Here is an 18,570-nt window from a genome sequence, read left to right on the forward strand (position 1 = left end):
CATGAGTTATGCCGAGCTGCACTGCCTGTCGAACTTCAGCTTCCAACGCGGCGCCTCCAGCGCCCTGGAGTTGTTCGAGCGGGCCAAGCGCCAGGGCTACAGCGCCCTGGCGATCACCGATGAATGTACCTTGTCGGGCATCGTGCGGGCCTGGCAGGCGGCGAAGGCGGTGGGCTTGCCGCTGATTATCGGCAGCGAAGTGCGCATCGAAAACGGCCCGAAACTGGTGCTGCTGGTGCAGGACCTCAGCGGCTACCAGCACCTGTGCCGCTTGATCACCGTGGCCCGACGCCGGGCTGAAAAAGGTCGCTACCGCCTGCTGCTGGAAGACTTCGAGCAGCCGTTGCCCGGCCTGCTGGCGCTGTGGGTCGCCGAAGACAGTGACACCCAGGCCTCCATCCACTGGCTGCGCCGTACCTTCGCCGAACGCCTGTGGCTGGCGGTGCACCTGCACTGCGGCCAGGACGATGCGCGGCATCTGGAGCAACGCCTGCACCTGGCCGCCAGCCTGCAGATTCCGGCGGTGGCCTGCGGCGATGTGCATATGCATGCCCGTGGCCGCCGCGCCCTGCAAGACACCATGACCGCGATCCGCCATCACGTGCCGGTGGCCGACGCCGGCACGCGCCTGCACCCCAACGGCGAGCGGCATCTGCGCAGCCTCGACGCCCTGGCCACGCTGTACCCGCAGGCGCTGCTCGACGAAACCCTGGCCATCGCCCAGCGCTGCCGCTTCGATCTTGGCCAGTTGCGCTATCACTACCCGCGCGAGCTGGTGCCCGAGGGCCACGATGCCGAATCCTGGTTGCGCGCCGTCACCGACGAAGGCATCGCCCGGCGCTGGCCGCACGGGGTCGACGCCAAGACCTTGCAGCAGATCCATCACGAGCTGACATTGATCAGCAAACTGGGTTACGAAAGCTACTTCCTCACGGTGCATGACATCGTGCGCTTCGCCCGCAGCCGGTCGATCCTGTGCCAGGGCCGGGGCTCGGCAGCCAACTCGGCGGTGTGTTTTGCCCTGGGCATCACCGAGATCGACCCGAGCCTGACGAGTACGCTGTTTGAGCGCTTCCTGTCAGAGGAACGCAACGAGCCGCCGGACATCGACGTCGACTTCGAGCACGAACGTCGCGAAGAAGTGCTGCAGTACGTGTTCCAGCGCTATGGCCGTACCCGCGCGGCGCTGACGGCGGTGGTCAGCAGTTACCACGCCGCCGGTGCGGTGCGCGATGTGGCCAAGGCCCTGGGCTTGCCGCCGGACCAGATCAACGCGCTGGCCGAATGCTGCGGGCGCTGGAGTGACGATGCGCCGCCCCTGGAACGCCTGCGCGAAAGCGGCTTCGACCCGGACAGCCCGATCCTGCGCCGTGTGCTGACGCTCACCCAGCAACTGATCGGTTTTCCCCGGCACCTGTCCCAGCACCCCGGGGGCTTCGTGATTTCCGAATACCCACTGGATACCCTGGTGCCGGTGGAAAACGCCGCCATGGCCGAGCGCACCATCATCCAGTGGGACAAGGATGACCTCGATGCGGTCGGCCTGCTCAAGGTGGATATTCTCGCCCTGGGCATGCTCAGCGCGATCCGCCGCTGTTTCGATCTGCTGCGCCGCCATCGTGGCCGTGACCTGTCGCTAGCGACGATCCCCCAGGAAGACCAGGCCACCTACGCGATGATCAGCAAGGCCGACACCGTCGGCGTGTTCCAGATCGAGTCGCGGGCGCAGATGTCGATGCTGCCCAGGTTGCGGCCGCAAACATTCTACGACCTGGTCATCGAGGTCGCCATCGTGCGCCCCGGGCCGATCCAGGGCGGCATGGTGCATCCCTACCTGCGCCGACGTAACGAAGAGGAGCCCACCACCTATCCGTCGCCGGAGCTTGAGGCGGTGCTCAAGCGCACCCTGGGCATCCCGCTGTTCCAGGAACAGGTGATGCAGATCGCCATGGTCGCCGCCGACTACAGCCCCGGCGAGGCCGACCAGTTGCGCCGTTCCATGGCCGCCTGGAAACGCCACGGTGGCCTGGAACCGCATCAAGCACGCCTGCGCACCGGCATGTTGAAAAATGGCTACACCGAGGCTTTTGCCGCGCAGATCTTCGAACAGATCAAGGGCTTCGGCAGCTATGGTTTCCCCGAGTCCCACGCCGCCAGTTTCGCCTTGCTGACCTACGCCAGTTGCTGGCTCAAATGCCATGAGCCGGCGGCCTTCGCCTGTGCGTTGATCAACAGCTGGCCCATGGGGTTCTACAGCCCGGACCAGATCCTGCAGGATGCGCGGCGCCATCGCTTGCAGATCCGCCCGGTGGATGTGCAGGCCAGCGACTGGGATTGCAGCCTGGAACCCATCGATGGCCAGCAACCGGCGATTCGCATGGGGTTGCGCATGATCTCGGGGTTTCGCGAAGAGGATGGGCGGCGCATCGAAGCCGCACGTCAGCGCCGGGCGTTCAGGGATATTGCCGATCTGGACGCCCGCGCCGGGCTGGATGCGCGCACCCAGGCGTTGCTGGCGGATGCCGGGGCCTTGCGTGCCCTGGCCGGCAACCGGCATACGGCGCGCTGGGCCGTGGCAGGGGTGCATAAGCAGCTTGGCTTGTTCGCCGGCCTGTCCAGCCCCGATGAGGCGCGGGTGGAACTGCCGAAACCGACGGTGGGCGAGGATCTGCACGCCGACTACGCCATGCTTGGCACCACCCTTGGCCCGCACCCATTGGCGCTGCTGCGCGCCGAGCTGCGTAAACGGCGTTGCCGCAGCTCGAATGAACTGCAGGCGGTGGAGCATGGGCGCACTGTCAGCGTCGCCGGGCTGGTCACCGGTCGCCAGCGCCCCGGCACGGCCAGTGGCGTGACCTTTGTCACCCTCGAAGATGAATTCGGCAACCTCAACGTGGTGGTCTGGCGCGACCTGGCCGAACGTCAGCGCCAGGCCCTGGTGGGGTCGCGATTGCTCAAGGTGGACGGGCGTTGGGAGGCGGTGGGCGAGGTGCGACACCTGATCGCCGGGCGCCTGACCGACCTGACGCCACTGCTGGACGGCATCACGGTGCGCAGCCGGGATTTTCACTGAGGCGGGTAGCGCCGGCGGTGATTACCCCCTAATTTATACAAAATGAAACCATCGCCCCTTGATACGTTCCAAATTTTGCGACCGTCCTTTCTCTGCGCAGAGCCGAACGATGCAATTCTTATCCGACCCCCACGGCTGTGAAGGTTGGGCCGGCGAAATGGCCCAGCGCATTCGCGCATTTGACTGGTCAACCACCGACCTGGGACCCCTTGACCGCTGGTCCACCAGCCTCGCCTGTACCGTGCAGATGATGCTGGCATCCCCCGTGCCCATGGTGATGCTCTGGGGGCCGGCGGGGTACATGATCTACAACGACAGCTATTCGGTGTTTGCCGGTGGCCGCCATCCTTATTTGCTCGGCACGCCGGTGGAGCTGGGCTGGCCGGAAGTCGCCGACTTCAACCGCCATGTGGTGGACACCTGCCTGGCCGGCGGCACCTTGTCGTTCAACAACAAAGACCTGGTGCTGCTGCGCAACGGCCAGCCGGAAACGGTGTGGCTGGATCTTTATTACAGCCCCGTCGCCGGGGATAACCAGCAACCGGCCGGCGTGCTGGCGATTGTGGTGGAGACCACCGCCCACGTGCATTCCGAACGCGTGCGCCAGGAACTGACCCATAACCTGGAGCAACGGGTGGCCGCCGAAGTCCAGGCGCGTTCCGCCGCCGAAGACCAACTGCGCCAGTCGCAAAAGCTCGAAGCCATTGGTGGCCTGACCGGTGGCGTGGCCCACGACTTCAATAACCTGTTGCAAGTGATCGCCGGCAACCTGCACCTGCTGGCCCGCCATGAACCGGAGAATGCCCAGGTGCAGCGGCGGGTCACGGCGGCCATTGCAGCGGTGGAGCGGGGCGCCAAACTGTCCTCGCAACTGCTGGCCTTTGCCCGGCGCCAACCGTTGTCACCGGCCGTGTACAACCCGCAGCGCATCTACGCCGGGCTGGGCGAACTGCTGCAACGTGCGTTGGGTGAAACCATTCATATCGATGTGCAGTTGCCCCAGGATTCCTGGTGCATCAACGTCGATCGCAACCAGTTGGAAAATGCGCTGCTCAACCTGGCGATCAACGCCCGCGACGCCATGAAAGGCGAAGGCGTGATTCGCATCACCGGCGAAAACATCATCCTCAACCCCAAGGATTGCCGCGGCAAAAGCATCAAGCCAGGCGAGTATGTGCGCCTGGCCGTCACCGACATTGGCGTGGGCATGCCGGCAGCGATCCTGTCGCGGGTGTTCGAGCCGTTTTTCACCACCAAACGCGATGGCCACGGCACCGGCCTTGGCTTGAGCATGGTGTTTGGTTTTGTCCGCCAGAGCGGTGGGCATGTGGACGTGTGGAGCGAGGAGGGCAAGGGCACCGTGGTGCAAATGTACTTTCCGCGCAGCCTGGGCGAAGAAGTCCAGGAGACTCACTCAGAACCCGTGCCCCACGACATGGGCCAGGAGACCATCCTGGTGGTGGAGGACAACGAGGATGTGCGGGTGACCGTGGTGGATCTGCTCGAACAGGCAGGCTACACGGTGTTGACCGCCGAAGACGGCGACCGCGCGATGCAAGCCTTGCAGGACGGCGTGCGGCCCGACCTGATCTTCACCGATGTGGTGATGCCCGGCCGTATCAAAAGCACTGACCTGGCCGAGTGGGCCCGCGTCCAATCGCCGCCGGTGGCGGTGCTGTTCACCTCGGGGCACACCCGCGACATCCTCTCCAGCAATCACCTGCTCAGCGCTGACATTCATTTGCTGAGCAAACCCTACAGCCCCGAGGCCCTGACGCAACGGCTGCGCAGCGTGCTCACCGCCAGACAAGGTTGTTCATGACGTCACAGCGCAACATGCCTCCGATCACTGCCCAGCACCTTGGATTCGTAAAGGTGCGCGGCGCCCGCGAACACAACCTGAAGAACGTCGACGTGGACATTCCCCGGGATGCCCTGGTGGTGTTTACCGGCGTCTCCGGCTCGGGCAAATCGTCCCTGGCATTTTCCACAGTGTATGCCGAGGCCCAGCGCCGCTATTTCGAATCGGTGGCGCCCTATGCACGGCGCCTGATCGATCAGGTCGGCGTGCCGGATGTCGACAGCATCGAAGGTCTGCCGCCCGCCGTGGCGTTGCAGCAGCAGCGCGGCACGCCGAGTGCGCGTTCCTCAGTGGGCAGTGTGACCACCCTCTCGAGCCTGATCCGCATGCTGTATTCGCGTGCCGGCAGCTACCCGCCGGGACAGGCGATGCTGTATGCCGAGGACTTTTCGCCGAACCTGCCCCAGGGCGCGTGCCCGCAATGCCATGGCCTGGGCCGTGTGTATGAAGTGACCGAGGCGCTGATGGTGCCCGATCCGTCCCTGACCATCCGCCAGCGCGCGGTGGCGTCCTGGCCCCTGGCGTGGCAGGGCCAGAACCTGCGCGACATTCTCGTGACCCTGGGCTATGACGTGGATGTTCCCTGGCGCGACCTGCCGAAAAAACAGCGCGACTGGATCCTGTTCACCGAAGAAACCCCCACCGTACCGGTGTATGCCGGTTTCACCCCGGCGCAAACCCGCGATGCACTGAAACGCAAGCTGGAGCCAAGCTACCAGGGCACGTTCAGCGGCGCGCGGCGCTACATCCTGCACACCTTCACCCACACCCAAAGCGCGCTGATGAAGAAGCGCGTGTCGCAGTTCATGCAGGGCAGCGCCTGCCCGTTGTGCGAGGGCAAGCGGCTGACCCGGGCGGCGCTGTCGGTGAAGTTTGCCGGGGTGGACATTGGCGAGTTGTCGCAACTGTCATTGACGCAATTGGCCGCGTTGTTGCGGCCGGTGGCGGCGGGGCAGGACAAGATGAAGCTGTCGGTGGAAAAACGCCTGGCGGCCCAGCGCATCGCCGAGGATCTGCTGGAGCGGGTCAGTACCTTGATCGAATTGGGGTTGGGCTATCTGTCCCTGGAGCGCAGCACGCCGACCCTGTCGTCAGGGGAGTTGCAGCGCCTGCGCTTGGCCACGCAATTGGGCTCGCAGTTGTTCGGCGTGATCTATGTGCTGGATGAGCCCTCGGCAGGCTTGCATCCGGCAGATGGCGAAGCGTTGTTCACCGCGCTCGAACGCTTGAAAGCGGCGGGCAATTCGTTGTTTGTGGTGGAGCATGACCTGGAAACCATGCGCCGCGCCGACTGGCTGATCGATGTGGGCCCGGCCGCCGGCGAGCATGGCGGGCACGTGCTGTACAGCGGGCCACCGGCCGGTCTGGCGGACGTTGAGGCGTCGCAGACCCGGGCCTATCTGTTCGCCGACAAGCGCCCTGGGAACCCGGCGCGCCGTGAACCCAGCAACTGGCTGAGCCTGGAAGGCGTGACGCGCAATAACCTCAAGGACCTGAGCGTGGATGTCCCGTTGGGTTGCTTTACGGCGGTCACCGGTATTTCCGGCTCGGGCAAGTCCAGCCTGGTCAGCCAGGCGCTGCTGGAACTGGTGGGCAGCGGCCTCGGCAGCCGGGTGGAAAACGACGAAGAGCCGAGCCTGGAAGACGACGCCCCGCAAATCAGCGGCGGGCGCATCAGTGCCGGTCTGGAGCACATTCGCCGCCTGGTGCAGGTGGACCAGAAACCCATCGGCCGCACCCCGCGCTCCAACCTGGCGACCTACACCGGTTTGTTCGACAACGTGCGCAAGTTGTTTGCCGCCACGCCAGCGGCGAAGAAGCGCGATTACGACGCCGGGCAGTTCTCCTTCAACGTCGCCAAGGGCCGTTGCCCGAACTGCGAAGGCGAGGGCTTTGTCAGCGTCGAATTGCTGTTCATGCCCAGCGTCTACGCCCCGTGCCCGACCTGCCACGGCGCGCGCTACAACCCTGAAACCCTGGCCGTCAAATGGCAAGGCCTGAGCATCGCCCAGGTGCTGGGGCTGACCGTGGAACAAGCGGTGGAGGTGTTCGCCGAGCAACCTGGGGTACTGCGTTCACTGCACGTGCTGCGGGATATCGGCCTGGGTTACCTGCGCCTTGGGCAGCCGGCGACGGAACTGTCCGGCGGCGAAGCGCAACGCATCAAACTGGCCACCGAGCTGCAACGCAATGCCCGGGGCGCGACGTTGTATGTGCTGGACGAACCCACCACCGGGCTGCATCCGCGGGATGTCGACCGCCTGCTCAGTCAGCTCAATCAACTGGTGGATGGGGGGCATACGGTGGTCGTGGTGGAACATGAAATGCGTGTGGTGGCCCAGAGTGACTGGGTGATCGACATCGGACCGGGAGCCGGGGACCTGGGCGGCAAGGTGGTTGCCAGTGGGACACCGCAGAAGGTGGCCAAAAACAAAACCAGCCGCACCGCGCCATTCCTGGCCCGAGAGCTGCTCTAACAAGCGATGAGATCCAAATGTGGGAGGGGCTTGCCCCCTCCCACATTTGCTCAGCGTTGCGTCAGTTGGATCTGCGCTTTGGCCTGCTTCACCACATTCTCAACCGTAAACCCGAACTGCTCCTGCAACTTCGCCAGCGGCGCCGATGCGCCGAAGCTGTTCATCACTACCTTGGCGCCGGTCTGGCCGACATAGCGGTCCCAGCCCAGTGGCCCGGCCTGTTCCACCACTACCCGGGCCTTCACTGCCGGCGGCAACACGCTGTCGCGGTAGGCCTGGTCCTGGTCTTCGAACAGTTCCCAGCTGGGCATTGATACCACCTGCGCGGCAATCCCTGCGCTTTTCAATTGCTCATACGCGGCCACCGCCAGGCTGACTTCACTGCCGCTCGCCAGCAGAATCACCTGAGGATCATCCGCCTTCGCCAGCACATAGGCGCCCTTGGCCGCCCCCGATGCCGCCGCGTACTGGGTACGATCCAGCGTCGGCAGGGGCTGGCGGGACAGCACCACGCAACTTGGCCGGTGGGTCTGCGCCAGCGCGACCTTCCACACTTCCAGGGTTTCATTCGCGTCGCCCGGGCGCAGGGTCAGCAACCCCGGCGTGGCGCGCAGTTGGGTCAGGTGTTCGATGGGCTGGTGGGTCGGCCCATCTTCGCCCACGCCAATCGAGTCATGGGTGAAGACGAACACCACCGGCAACTCCATGATCGCGGCCAGGCGGATCGGCGGCTTCATGTAGTCGCTGAACACCAGGAACGTCGAGGTGTACGGCCGCAGGTAGGACAGCGCCATGCCGTTGGCAATCGCGCCCATGGCGTGTTCGCGGATGCCGAAGTGCAGGTTGCGCCCGCTGTAGTCGTCGGCACTGAAACGCCCGGCACCGTCGAAGGTGAGGTTGGTCTTGGTCGAGGGCGACAGGTCCGCCGAGCCGCCGAGCAGCCACGGGATCTGCCGGGCAAAGGCATTCAGTACTTCGCCACCGGCGGCACGGCTGGCCACGCCCTTGCCGTCGGGGTCGAAACCGGGCAGGTCATCCTGCCAACGCTCCGGCATTTCGCCGGCACGCATGCGGCGCAACTCCTCGGCCAGTTCCGGCTCGTGCTGCTGCAGCTGCGACAGGCTGTGCTGCCAGGCGTCATATAACGGCTGGCTGCGCTCCAGCAGGGCGTCACGCAACACCGTGCGGGCCTCATCGGGGACCAGGAAGCTGGAATCCTGCGGCCAGCCATACGCGGCCTTGGTCAGGCGGATTTCCTCATCGCCCAACGGCTCGCCATGGGCGGCGGCGGTGTTGTGTTTGTGTGGCGAACCGTAGCCGATCACGCTGTCGACCACGATCAGGGTCGGCGCGCCGGTGTTGCCCTTGAAGGTGTTCAGCGCCTCGCTCAAGGCCTGCAAATCATTCGCGTCGGTGACGTGCACGGTGTGCCAGCCATAGGCCTGGAAGCGCTTGATCACGTCCTCGCTGAAGGCCAGCTCGGTGTGGCCTTCGATGCTGATGGTGTTGTTGTCGTAGATCCAGCACAGGTTATCCAGCTTCAGGTGCCCGGCCATGGACGCGGCTTCGCTGCTGATGCCCTCCATCACGTCGCCGTCGCCGCACAGGGTGTAGACGTTGTAGTCGAACAGCACCTGGCCGTCGCGGTTGAAACGCTTGCCCAGCCAACGCTCGGCCATGGCCATGCCGACACTGTTGGCGCAGCCCTGGCCCAGCGGCCCGGTGGTGGTTTCCACGCCGGTGGTCATGCGGTACTCGGGGTGGCCGGGGGTCTTGGAACTCATCTGGCGGAACTGCTTGATATCGTCCAGGCTGATCGCCGGTTGCCCCGAACGTTTGCCGTGGGCATCGATCTCGACCACACCGGCCAGGTGCAGCAGCGAATACAGCAGCATCGACGCATGCCCCACCGACAACACAAAGCGGTCACGGTTGGGCCAGTCGGGATGCTCGGGGTGGTAGCGCAGGCAGCGGCTCCACAGCGTATACCCCACCGGCGCCAGGCCCATGGGCGTGCCGGGGTGGCCGGAGTTGGCCTTCTGCACGGCGTCCATGGCCAGGGTGCGCAGGGTGTTAATGCATTGGGTGTCGACAGCGGTGGCAGCATGAGTCATGAAACCGTTCTCCCTCGGGTGGCGATCTACAGTGGAGGGCTGGGTGTGGCAAAGGTTTGATCCCATTGCCCGCGCCACGACGAACGGGGATGTATTGACCCTGAACATGACAAGACCGGCTGGAATGGGCTAGTTTCAAGGGGGTAAGCCATTGATCAACATGCGGAGGTACGCCATGCCAGTGAAACACGACCTGTATCAGGATTTGGGGTTGAGCAAGGAAGCCGTTCACGAACGCAGGGCGAACGACAAACGCCTGGACTCGCTGTTCACTCAATACGATGCGGCCGATGGGGAGGTGCTGAAGGCGGAATCGGCCAAGGCCAGCGATGAGGAGGTGGAGAAGCTGAAGAAGAAACGCCTGTTGGTCAAGGACGAGATTGTGGGGCGATTGGGTTAAATGAAAAGCTTGACCCACCGGTAGGAGCGAGCTTGCTCGCGAAGAACGTCAACGATTACGCAGCTCTTCTGATTTAACCCGGCGTTCTCAAGTTTTTCGCGAGCAAGCTCGCTCCTACAAAAAGCACAGCGTATTTATTCAGGATTGTCTTAGGGACATCATTCACGCCACTGTCTATGATCCCGCTCGCCCACCCGGCCCTGGGGACTGTTGCGGCGCAAGGATTGCGCCGGTGAGCCGGGTGGGCACTCTCCGTTTTTACACCAGCAGTGTCCGGGTGCATTCATCTATGGAGCGCTGCTGCGTCTCGCCATACACCTTCAATTCATCGACAGTCGTGCGCCCCAGGGCCTTCTCGAATTCGGCCTGGTTCGAATTGGCCGCGTAGTGACTCTGCGCCCCATCCCCCAGGTTCGACTGAAAAATCCCCGCCGCACTCACTGGCAGGAAATCCTCATACACCAAGGGTTCGACAGCCACATGGCCGGCGGCGACCAGTGCCTCCAGTGTGCGCGGTTGATCGGCCTGGCCGCGTGCCGCCAGGCCTTTCTCCGTGGCGAAGTAGCGGAAGTAGGCCAGATCCTGCTCACGCATCTGCCCGTGGTTATCCGGGAAGGCCTGGAAGTGCTGCTCCATCAACTGCATGTAGCGCGCGGCATTGCCCTCGTTGGGGAAGGCGCCCAGTTCGTCGCGCGCGGCATTCAGCAGTTGGTCGTACAGCGCGCGGCCCTTGGGCGTCAGCGCCACGCCACGCTGTTCGATTTCGCCGAAACGCGCGCTATGGCTGCCCTGGGCATCGGTGAAGGCGATGGGTTCGTCGAGGGCCTTGAAGCTGGTCTGGCGCAACAGGATCGGGCACTGGCGGCGGGGCGGCCCTTCGATCACGGCCTTGGGGGTGATGCCCTTGCCGGGCATGGCGGCCTGGACCTGGTCGATGTCCAGGGTGCGCGGGGTCAGGTGGTTGATGTGCGGGCCCTTGAAGGCCACCACGTCGGCGATCAGGCGGTGCTGGTCGCTGAGTTGCTGGTACTGCGCGGCGGTCACGGTCGCGGTGTGGTGCCAGCGGAAGGTTTCCAGGGCCTGGCGCACAAACTCATCGGCATCCGCAGCGTTGAGGCCACCGTCCTTCTCCGCTTGTTCGATCAGCGCCAGGGCGCGGGGAGTGAATATCGAGCGCTTGGCCAGGGCGGTTTCGGCGAACCCGCGCAGCTCGGGGTTTTCGATCAGCTCCAGGCGCAGCAATGAGGTAAACACGCGAAACGGGCTGGTCTGCAGCGCGCTTTCGTGCACGGCGCGGAACGCCGTGGAATGCACCGGGACGCCGGCGGGGGTCAGGTCGTAGTAGCCCACCGGCTGCATGCCCATCACCGCGAACAGGCGGCCGATGGTCGCCAGTTCCGCCGCGGTGCCGAGGCGGATGGCGCCATGGCGTTCCATGTCCAGGCGCTGGATCTCGCCGGTGCGTTGCAGCTGTTGCGCCAGGCCCGGTTCGCTGGCGAGTACGCGGGCGTTGGTGGCGGCGACCAGCTCCATCAGTGCGCCATACAGCGGAACTTCATCTCGGTACATGTCGGACATGGCCTTGGAAAAGCCCTTGCGGATCTCGTCGGGGCTGACATGTGCGGTGCTGTGCATAGAAAAATTCCTGATGACGATGCTGATGGGCGCGGCCGATACCTGGATTTTGTTGGGCTGTGGGCGGGCGTGCAAACGAAGAATCCTCTGGACTTCATTCTGCAAATGAATGAAATGACGTGAATATGACAAAAAACGGCGGCAGGGAAATTTCATTTTCCAGGCCCTTTTCTAAAGAAAGCTTCACGAGGTCCGCCCTGGCCGGCATGAAAGAATCGTCACGTTTGCAGAGCCGACAGTGGGTTTGCACGCCAAACACGATAAAAAAACATTCAGGGGCCGCAGTTAATGAAAATTTCTACACTGGCGCTGTCGATCACCGCCGCCGTTCTTGCACAACAGGCTTACGCTGATGACTTCGGGCTCGGCTCGCTGGGCACAGGCAATGGCCACAGCGGCTTTCTCGAAGACAGCCATGCGTCCGTCAGTTCGCGGACCATGTACTACAGCGCAGATAACCGCTCGGGCACCAACAACGACTTGCGTGAAGCGGCCACCGCGCTGCGTTTCGACTACAAATCCGGCTTCACCCAAGGCACCGTTGGCCTGGGTTTCGACGTGATGGCCTTCGGCGCCCTGCGTCTGGACGGCGGCGATGGTCACACCGCAGGCCCGGGCCTGGCGGGTAATGGCAACAGCTTCTTCCCGACCAAAAACAACGGCACCGAGCCGGCCGATGCCTTCGGTCGCGCGGCCGGCAACGTGAAGTTCCGCATTTCCCAGACCGAGTTGCATGTCGGTGGTGGCCTGGCGCCGGTGTTGCCGATCCTGGTCTCCAACGACAGCCGCGTGGCGCCGCAAACCTTTGACGGCGGCATCCTCACCTCCAACGATATTCCCAACGTCACCTTCACCGGCGGCGAGCTGAACCGCGTCGAAGGCCGTGCCTCCAGTAACTCCACGGGCTTGAGCGTGGCCGGCGGTACGCGCGACAGCGACAGCTTCAAGTTCGGTGGGGTGGACTACAAGCCGTTTGGTTCGTCCGACAACGCCATCGCAAAAAACCTGACGTTGCAGTACTACTACGCCCAGTTGCAGGACTTCTACAAACAGAACTACGTCGGCCTGGTCCACGTGCTGCCCCTGGGCAACGACCAGTCGTTCAAGACCGACCTGCGTTACTTCGACAGCAGCAGCGACGGCAAGAATGGCGAAAGTGGCTACCAGTTCAACAACAACGGCGGCTACGCCAAGCACGCCAACGAAGTGGACAACAAAACCTACAGTGCCGCGTTCACCTACCAACTGGGCGGCAGCAGCCTGATGCTTGGCCACATTGGCGTGGGTGACGATGGTGGTTTTGTCTGGGTCAACCAGGGCAGCCTTGCCGATCCCCACGCCCAAGGCGCCGGCGGCAGCGACTTCTACCTGTTCACCGATGCGGTGGTGGGCCAGTTCTCCCGGGCGGGCGAGCAGGTCAACTTCGGGCAGTACGCGTATGACTTCAAGGCCTACGTGCCGGGCCTGAAAGCGTCCGTGGCCTACCTGGACGGTACGGATATCAAGTCGAAGGTCGCCGGTGGCCCTGACCAGAAAGAAAACGAAACCGACTTCCGCCTGGACTACGTGGTGCAGGCCGGTCCTCTGAAAGGCTTTGGTACCACCTTGCGTACCGGCACCTATCACGGCAAAAACACCGGCACCGCCGACCAGGACCAGACCCGCCTGATCTTCAACTACACCTACGCCATCTTCTAAGTCTTCATGTGCACCCGGGCGTCATTGGGCTCTACACTGCTCCTCACCTGGTAGGCGATGGAGGACCCGATGACGGCCACACCCGACACCCGAATACTGGACACGATCGAAGGCCAACGCCTGGCGACGCCGGAGGCCGAGCGTTGGCGCGAGTGGGGCCCCTATCTGAGCGAACGCCAATGGGGCACGGTGCGCGAAGACTACAGCGCCGACGGCGATGCCTGGGCTTACTTCCCCCATGAACATGCACGCAGCCGCGCCTACCGCTGGGGCGAGGATGGCCTGGCCGGCTTCAGCGACAAGGCGCAACGCTGGTGCCTGGGCCTGGCCCTGTGGAACGAGCGCGACGCGATCCTCAAGGAACGCCTGTTCGGCCTGAATAATGCCGAGGGTAATCACGGTGAAGATGTCAAGGAACTGTACTTTTTCGTCGACGGTGTGCCCAGTCATGCCTATATGCGCATGCTCTACAAATACCCCCATGCCGCCTTTCCCTACGCCGACCTGATCGCCGAAAACGCCCGCCGTGGGCTGGGCGATGCCGAGTACGAGATCCTCGATACCGGTGTGTTCGAAGACAACCGCTACTGCGACGTCAGCGTCGAATACGCCAAGCATCAGCCCGACGATATCTTCATGCGCGTCACCGTGCACAACCGCTCGCAACAGCCGACGCGCCTGCAGGTGCTGCCGCAGGTGTGGGCGCGCAATGACTGGAGCTGGACTTTTGATGCACCCAAGCCGCAGTTGAGGCTGGACGGCGAATACGTGCTGGCCCGTCATCATGAACTGCCCGATCGGCATCTCAGCGCCTGGGGCCAGGAGGGCCTGGAATGGCTGTTCTGTGAGAACGAAAGCAACTTCCCGCTGCTCGACGGGCAACCGGCGCCGGGGCCTTTCAAGGACGGGATCAACGACTACGTGGTCGAAGGGCTGGACGCTGCGATTCGCCGCGACACCGGTACCAAGGTGGCCGCGCGCTTTATCCTTGAACTGGCGGGCCTGCAAAGCCAAAGCCTTTACCTGCGCTTTGCGCCCGTGGACCCGCCCGAGGTCAACGCGCGCAAACTGTTTGAACAGCGGCGCCAGGAGGCCGATGACTTCTACGCCGCCTTGCAGCAAGGCATCGCCGATGACGATGCGCGCAATGTGCAGCGCCAGGCCCTGGCCGGCTTGCTGTGGTCCAAGCAGCTCTACTATTTCGATGTGAACCAGTGGCTCGACGGCGACCCGGCCCAGCCCGCGCCACCGCCCGAGCGCCTGCATATCCGCAATACCCATTGGCGGCATCTGTCCAACTTCGACATCCTCTCCATGCCCGACACCTGGGAATACCCGTGGTACGCCTCTTGGGACCAGGGTTTCCAGGCGGTGGCGTTTGCCCTGATCGATCCGGGGTATGCCAAGCAACAGCTGTTGTTGCTGGTGAAGGACCGCTTCATGCACCCCAACGGCCAACTGCCGGCCTATGAATGGCGTTTCGACGACGCCAACCCACCGGTGCATGCCTGGGCCAGCTGGCGCGTGTACCAGCAGGACAAGGCGCTGACCGGTGTGGGCGACCTGGATTTCCTCGAGCGGATTTTCCACAAGCTGCTGCTGAATTTTTCCTGGTGGGTCAACCGCAAGGACGCTGAGGGTCGCAACCTGTTCCAGGGCGGCTTCCTGGGGCTGGACAATATCGCCTTGTTCGACCGCTCGGCCGCGTTGCCGCCGGGTTATCAGCTCGATCAGGCCGACGGCACCGCCTGGGTGGCGGCGTATGCGCTGGACTTGATGCGTATCGGCCTGGAGTTGGCCAAGCGCAATGCGGTGTATGTCGATATCGCGGTGAAGTTTTTCGAGCATTTCCTGTATATCGCCGGCGCCATCAACCGCGTCGACGACAGCGCCGAAGGCCTGTGGGACGAGCAGGACCTGTTCTTCTACGACGTACTGCACCGTCCCGATGGCCAGAACGAGCCGGTGCGGCTGCGCTCCATCGTCGGCCTGATGCCGTTGTTTGCCGTGCTGGTGCTGGAGCAACGCGAACACGAGGGGCTGGAAGGGTTGCGTGAACGGCTGTTGGGTTTCATGCATCACCGGCCGGACCTGGCCAAACTGGTGTCGCGCTGGAACGAACCGGGGCAGGGCAATCGCCTGTTGCTGGCGCTGTTGCGTGGCGAGCGCACCAAGGATTTGCTGCGGCGCATGCTCGATGACGACGAATTCCTCTCGGCCTTTGGCGTGCGCTCCCTGTCCAAGGCGTTCGCCGAGCAGCCACTGGCGCTGAAGATGAATGGCGACACCCTGTGCGCCCGTTACCAGCCGGGTGAATCCGACTCGCGCCTGTACGGCGGCAATTCCAACTGGCGCGGGCCCTTGTGGATGCCGGTGAACTACATGCTGATCGAATCGCTGCGCGAATTTCACCGCTACTACGCGGACAACTTCTCGGTGGAATACCCCACGGGCAGCGGGTATCTGGCATCCCTGGAGGACGTGGCCGACAGCCTCAGCCAGCGGATGACCCGCCTGTTTCTGCGGGATGAAAACGGTTCACGACCGTCGATGGCGGGGTATGCGCAGTTGGAGGCGGACCCGGCCAGTCGTGAGCTGGTGTTGTTCCATGAGTATTTCCATGGCGAGACGGGGCGGGGGTTGGGGGCTTCGCACCAGACCGGATGGAGTGCGTTGGTGGCGTTGCTGCTACAGCCCAAATGCGGGAGGGGGCTTGCCCCCGATAGCGGTGGGTCAGTCAACTGATGACGCGACTGACAAACCGCCATCGGGAGCAAGCCCCCTCCCACAGGGATTCAGGGTTGCCCGTGAATCAGGAAGGGAACAGTTCGCTCAGCTTCATGGCCAGCATCATGTCGCCTTCGGTGCGCAGCTTGCCGCCCATGAAGGCCTGCATGCCGTCGGTGGAACCGTCGACGATGCCCTCCAGGGTCTCGCTGTCCATGACCAGGGTCACTTGGGCGTCCGGGTTTTCGCCTTCCAGCAGTTCGCAGGTCTTGTCTTTGACTACCAGGGAAAAGTTCTTGGTGTCGTCGATACGGAAACCGAACACCAGGTCCAAGCCTTCGGCAGCGCTTGGGTTGAATTTGGCTTTCATTGCTTCTACGGCTTTAGCTACGTCAGTCATGGTTTCGATCCTTTTATGGTGAGTCCAGTGACCTTGGGGTCACGGTTGGCCGCACTTCATCGGAAGGTGATGAGTTGCGGCGCCTTCAACAGTTGCAAGTGGGTGTGACTGTTGAAGGAAGCCAGTGCCACCTCGCGACCGCGGAATTTCAGCTGGTTGAGCGAGGTGTTAACAATTTGCCAGTTCAGTTCGAAGGCCTGGGCGGCAGGCATCCGGGTAATCAGGTGGAGCAGGGCGGTGATGGTGCCGCCGGAGGTGAACACCGCGATCTTCTGCGTGTTGTCCGCCGCTTCCAGAATGCGTTGCAGGCCACCCTGGACGCGCTCGACGAACCCCAGCCAGCTTTCCAGCCCCGGGGGGTCATAGGTGCCGGCCAGCCAGCGCTCGATGATCAGGGCGAAGATGCGTTGGAACTCGCTGCGGTTTTGCGCGGCGTTGCGCAGGATGTCCAGAGCGTCGGGTTCGCTGCCGAGCAGGTCGGGGAGCAGGGCGCGGATGATTGCGTCGGCGTCGAATTCGTTGAAGGCGCTGTCGGTTTCCAATGCAGGCACCGGCAGGCCGAGGGTGCTGTATTGATCGAAGGCGGCAGTGGCGGTGTGCTGCTGGCGGCGCAGGTCGCCGGCGATGCAGCGGTCGAACACCAGGCCCATATCCGCCAGGTGGCGGCCGAGCACTTGCGCTTGTTCCACGCCGACGGGCGACAGCACGTCATAGTCGTCTGCACCGAAGGAGGCCTGGCCATGTCGAATCAAATAGATGCTGCCCACGTCCGTTTTCCCGGTACGTTGAAAGTCTGGCGAGGTTATGAGGATGCCAGGGTGCTGTCAATGAAAAAACATACGCTTGTTTTAAAAGCTCGTTGGAGCGCGTTCCTGCTGGCGGTTTGAGCACTGGCCGCCCGGCGATCCCGTCGGTATGCTTGGGCAATCCGCGCCTGGCGCCGTGCATTGTTAAGGAGACACATGGATTTTTTGGCTGAATACGCGAGCTTTCTGGCGAAGACCGTCACCCTGGTGGTCGCTATTCTGGTGGTCTTGATCAGCTTCGCGTCACTGCGCAGCAAAGGGCGTCGCAAAGCCGCCGGCCAACTGCAGGTCAGCAAGCTCAATGACTTCTATAAAGGCCTGCGTGAGCGCCTGGAGTCGAGCCTGCTCGACAAGGAGCAGCTCAAGGCCCTGCGCAAGTCCGAAAGCAAAGCCGAAAAGAAGAACGGCAAGAAGAAACCCGAGGTCAAGCCACGGGTGTTCGTGCTGGATTTCGACGGTGACATCAAGGCCTCGGCCACCGAGAGCCTGCGCCATGAAATCACCGCGCTGCTGAGCCTGGCCACGCCCAAGGACGAAGTGGTGCTGCGCCTGGAAAGCGGCGGCGGCATGGTCCACAGCTACGGCCTGGCGTCGTCGCAACTGGCGCGTATCCGCCAGGCGGGCGTGCCGTTGACCGTGTGCATCGACAAGGTCGCGGCCAGCGGCGGCTACATGATGGCGTGCATCGGCGAGAAGATCATCAGCGCACCGTTTGCCATCCTCGGCTCCATTGGCGTGGTGGCGCAGTTACCCAACGTCAACCGCCTGCTGAAAAAGCACGACATCGACTTTGAAGTGCTGACCGCCGGCGAGTACAAGCGCACCCTCACGGTGTTTGGCGAAAACACCGAGAAAGGCCGCGAGAAGTTCCAGGAAGACCTGGACATCACCCATCAGCTGTTCAAGAACTTCGTCTCGCGTTATCGCCCACAGCTGGCGATTGATGACGTAGCGACCGGAGAGGTGTGGCTGGGTGTTGCCGCGCTGGATAAGCAACTGGTCGACGAACTGCAAACCAGCGACGAATACCTGGCCACCAAGGCCAAGACCGCCGAAGTGTTCCACCTGCACTATGCCGAGCGTAAAAGCCTGCAGGAACGGGTGGGCCTGGCGGCCAGCGGCTCGGTAGACCGGGTGCTGCTGACCTGGTGGAGTCGCCTGACCCAGCAACGCTTCTGGTAAGGCCCTTTGGGGGATAGCTAATACCTGTGGGAGGGGGCTTGCCCCGATGGCGGTGGGTCAGTCACAGTTGCATTTCTGACACACCCTCATAGGGGCATAGGTATCTACACAACGTTGGCTCAACGCTGAACGCACGGCGGATAGGGCTGTTGTGGTGAGCGGGCTTGTCCCGCGTTGGGCTGCGAAGCAGCCCCAAA

11 protein-coding genes are annotated in these 18,570 nt (G+C 63.3%); 7 read left to right on the forward strand and 4 right to left on the reverse strand.

Features of this window, described 5'->3' with window-relative positions; all coding sequences use genetic code 11:
* The first annotated feature begins 1 nt into the window (after position 1).
* The 3 genes from Q8X51_RS27180 to uvrA all read left to right on the forward strand — a co-directional run bounded on the left by Q8X51_RS27180 (position 2) and on the right by uvrA (position 7,411).
* On the forward strand, positions 2–3,073 hold the full coding sequence (locus Q8X51_RS27180; RefSeq protein ID WP_407694204.1) for an error-prone DNA polymerase: 3,072 nt from the start codon (positions 2–4) through the stop codon (positions 3,071–3,073).
* Positions 3,074–3,182: 109 nt separating this feature from the next.
* On the forward strand, positions 3,183–4,895 hold the full coding sequence (locus tag Q8X51_RS27185) for an ATP-binding protein (RefSeq protein ID WP_074847018.1): 1,713 nt from the start codon (positions 3,183–3,185) through the stop codon (positions 4,893–4,895).
* Positions 4,892–7,411, forward strand: coding sequence for an excinuclease ABC subunit UvrA (gene uvrA / locus Q8X51_RS27190; protein ID WP_065927183.1), 2,520 nt, complete (start codon positions 4,892–4,894; stop codon positions 7,409–7,411). The genes Q8X51_RS27185 and uvrA overlap by 4 nt, the downstream gene beginning before the upstream one ends.
* Positions 7,412–7,461: 50 nt before the next feature.
* On the opposite strand, the gene tkt is transcribed toward uvrA, so the two are convergent.
* A complete protein-coding gene (tkt, locus tag Q8X51_RS27195) occupies positions 7,462–9,525 on the reverse strand; it encodes a transketolase (protein ID WP_407694203.1) in 2,064 nt (687 codons plus the stop codon).
* Between the two features lie 175 nt (positions 9,526–9,700).
* Here tkt and Q8X51_RS27200 point away from each other — a divergent pair, with 175 nt between their 5' ends.
* Entirely contained in the window at positions 9,701–9,925 is a 225-nt protein-coding gene (locus tag Q8X51_RS27200) for a DUF465 domain-containing protein (protein WP_027608652.1), read from the forward strand.
* A gap of 258 nt (positions 9,926–10,183) precedes the next feature.
* Here Q8X51_RS27200 and hglS read toward each other — a convergent pair whose 3' ends face one another.
* Positions 10,184–11,560 (reverse strand): 2-oxoadipate dioxygenase/decarboxylase HglS, encoded by a 1,377-nt coding sequence (gene hglS / locus Q8X51_RS27205; RefSeq protein ID WP_065948186.1) that lies wholly within the window; start codon positions 11,558–11,560, stop codon positions 10,184–10,186.
* 288 nt (positions 11,561–11,848) lie between these two features.
* Here hglS and Q8X51_RS27210 point away from each other — a divergent pair, with 288 nt between their 5' ends.
* Both Q8X51_RS27210 and Q8X51_RS27215 read left to right on the forward strand, forming a co-directional pair.
* Positions 11,849–13,258: an OprD family outer membrane porin gene (locus tag Q8X51_RS27210; protein ID WP_407694202.1), complete on the forward strand. Its 1,410-nt coding sequence runs from the start codon at positions 11,849–11,851 to the stop codon at positions 13,256–13,258.
* A 69-nt stretch (positions 13,259–13,327) separates the two neighbouring features.
* A complete protein-coding gene (locus Q8X51_RS27215; RefSeq protein ID WP_407694201.1) occupies positions 13,328–16,003 on the forward strand; it encodes an MGH1-like glycoside hydrolase domain-containing protein in 2,676 nt (891 codons plus the stop codon).
* 67 nt (positions 16,004–16,070) lie between these two features.
* Here the strand turns inward: Q8X51_RS27215 and Q8X51_RS27220 are convergent, their stop codons facing one another.
* Entirely contained in the window at positions 16,071–16,385 is a 315-nt protein-coding gene (locus Q8X51_RS27220) for an SCP2 sterol-binding domain-containing protein (RefSeq protein WP_065927178.1), read from the reverse strand.
* A gap of 56 nt (positions 16,386–16,441) precedes the next feature.
* A complete protein-coding gene (locus Q8X51_RS27225) occupies positions 16,442–17,152 on the reverse strand; it encodes a histidine phosphatase family protein (RefSeq protein WP_092356735.1) in 711 nt (236 codons plus the stop codon).
* Between the two features lie 195 nt (positions 17,153–17,347).
* Between Q8X51_RS27225 and sohB the strand changes: the two genes are divergently transcribed.
* Positions 17,348–18,373 carry a protease SohB gene (sohB, locus tag Q8X51_RS27230; protein ID WP_407694200.1) on the forward strand — a complete coding sequence of 342 codons (1,026 nt, stop codon included), beginning with the start codon at positions 17,348–17,350 and terminating at the stop codon, positions 18,371–18,373.
* Positions 18,374–18,570 lie beyond the last annotated feature (197 nt).

The organism is Pseudomonas sp. Yb2C2 (assembly GCF_052112325.1).
Taxonomy (GTDB): domain Bacteria; phylum Pseudomonadota; class Gammaproteobacteria; order Pseudomonadales; family Pseudomonadaceae; genus Aquipseudomonas; species Aquipseudomonas marginalis.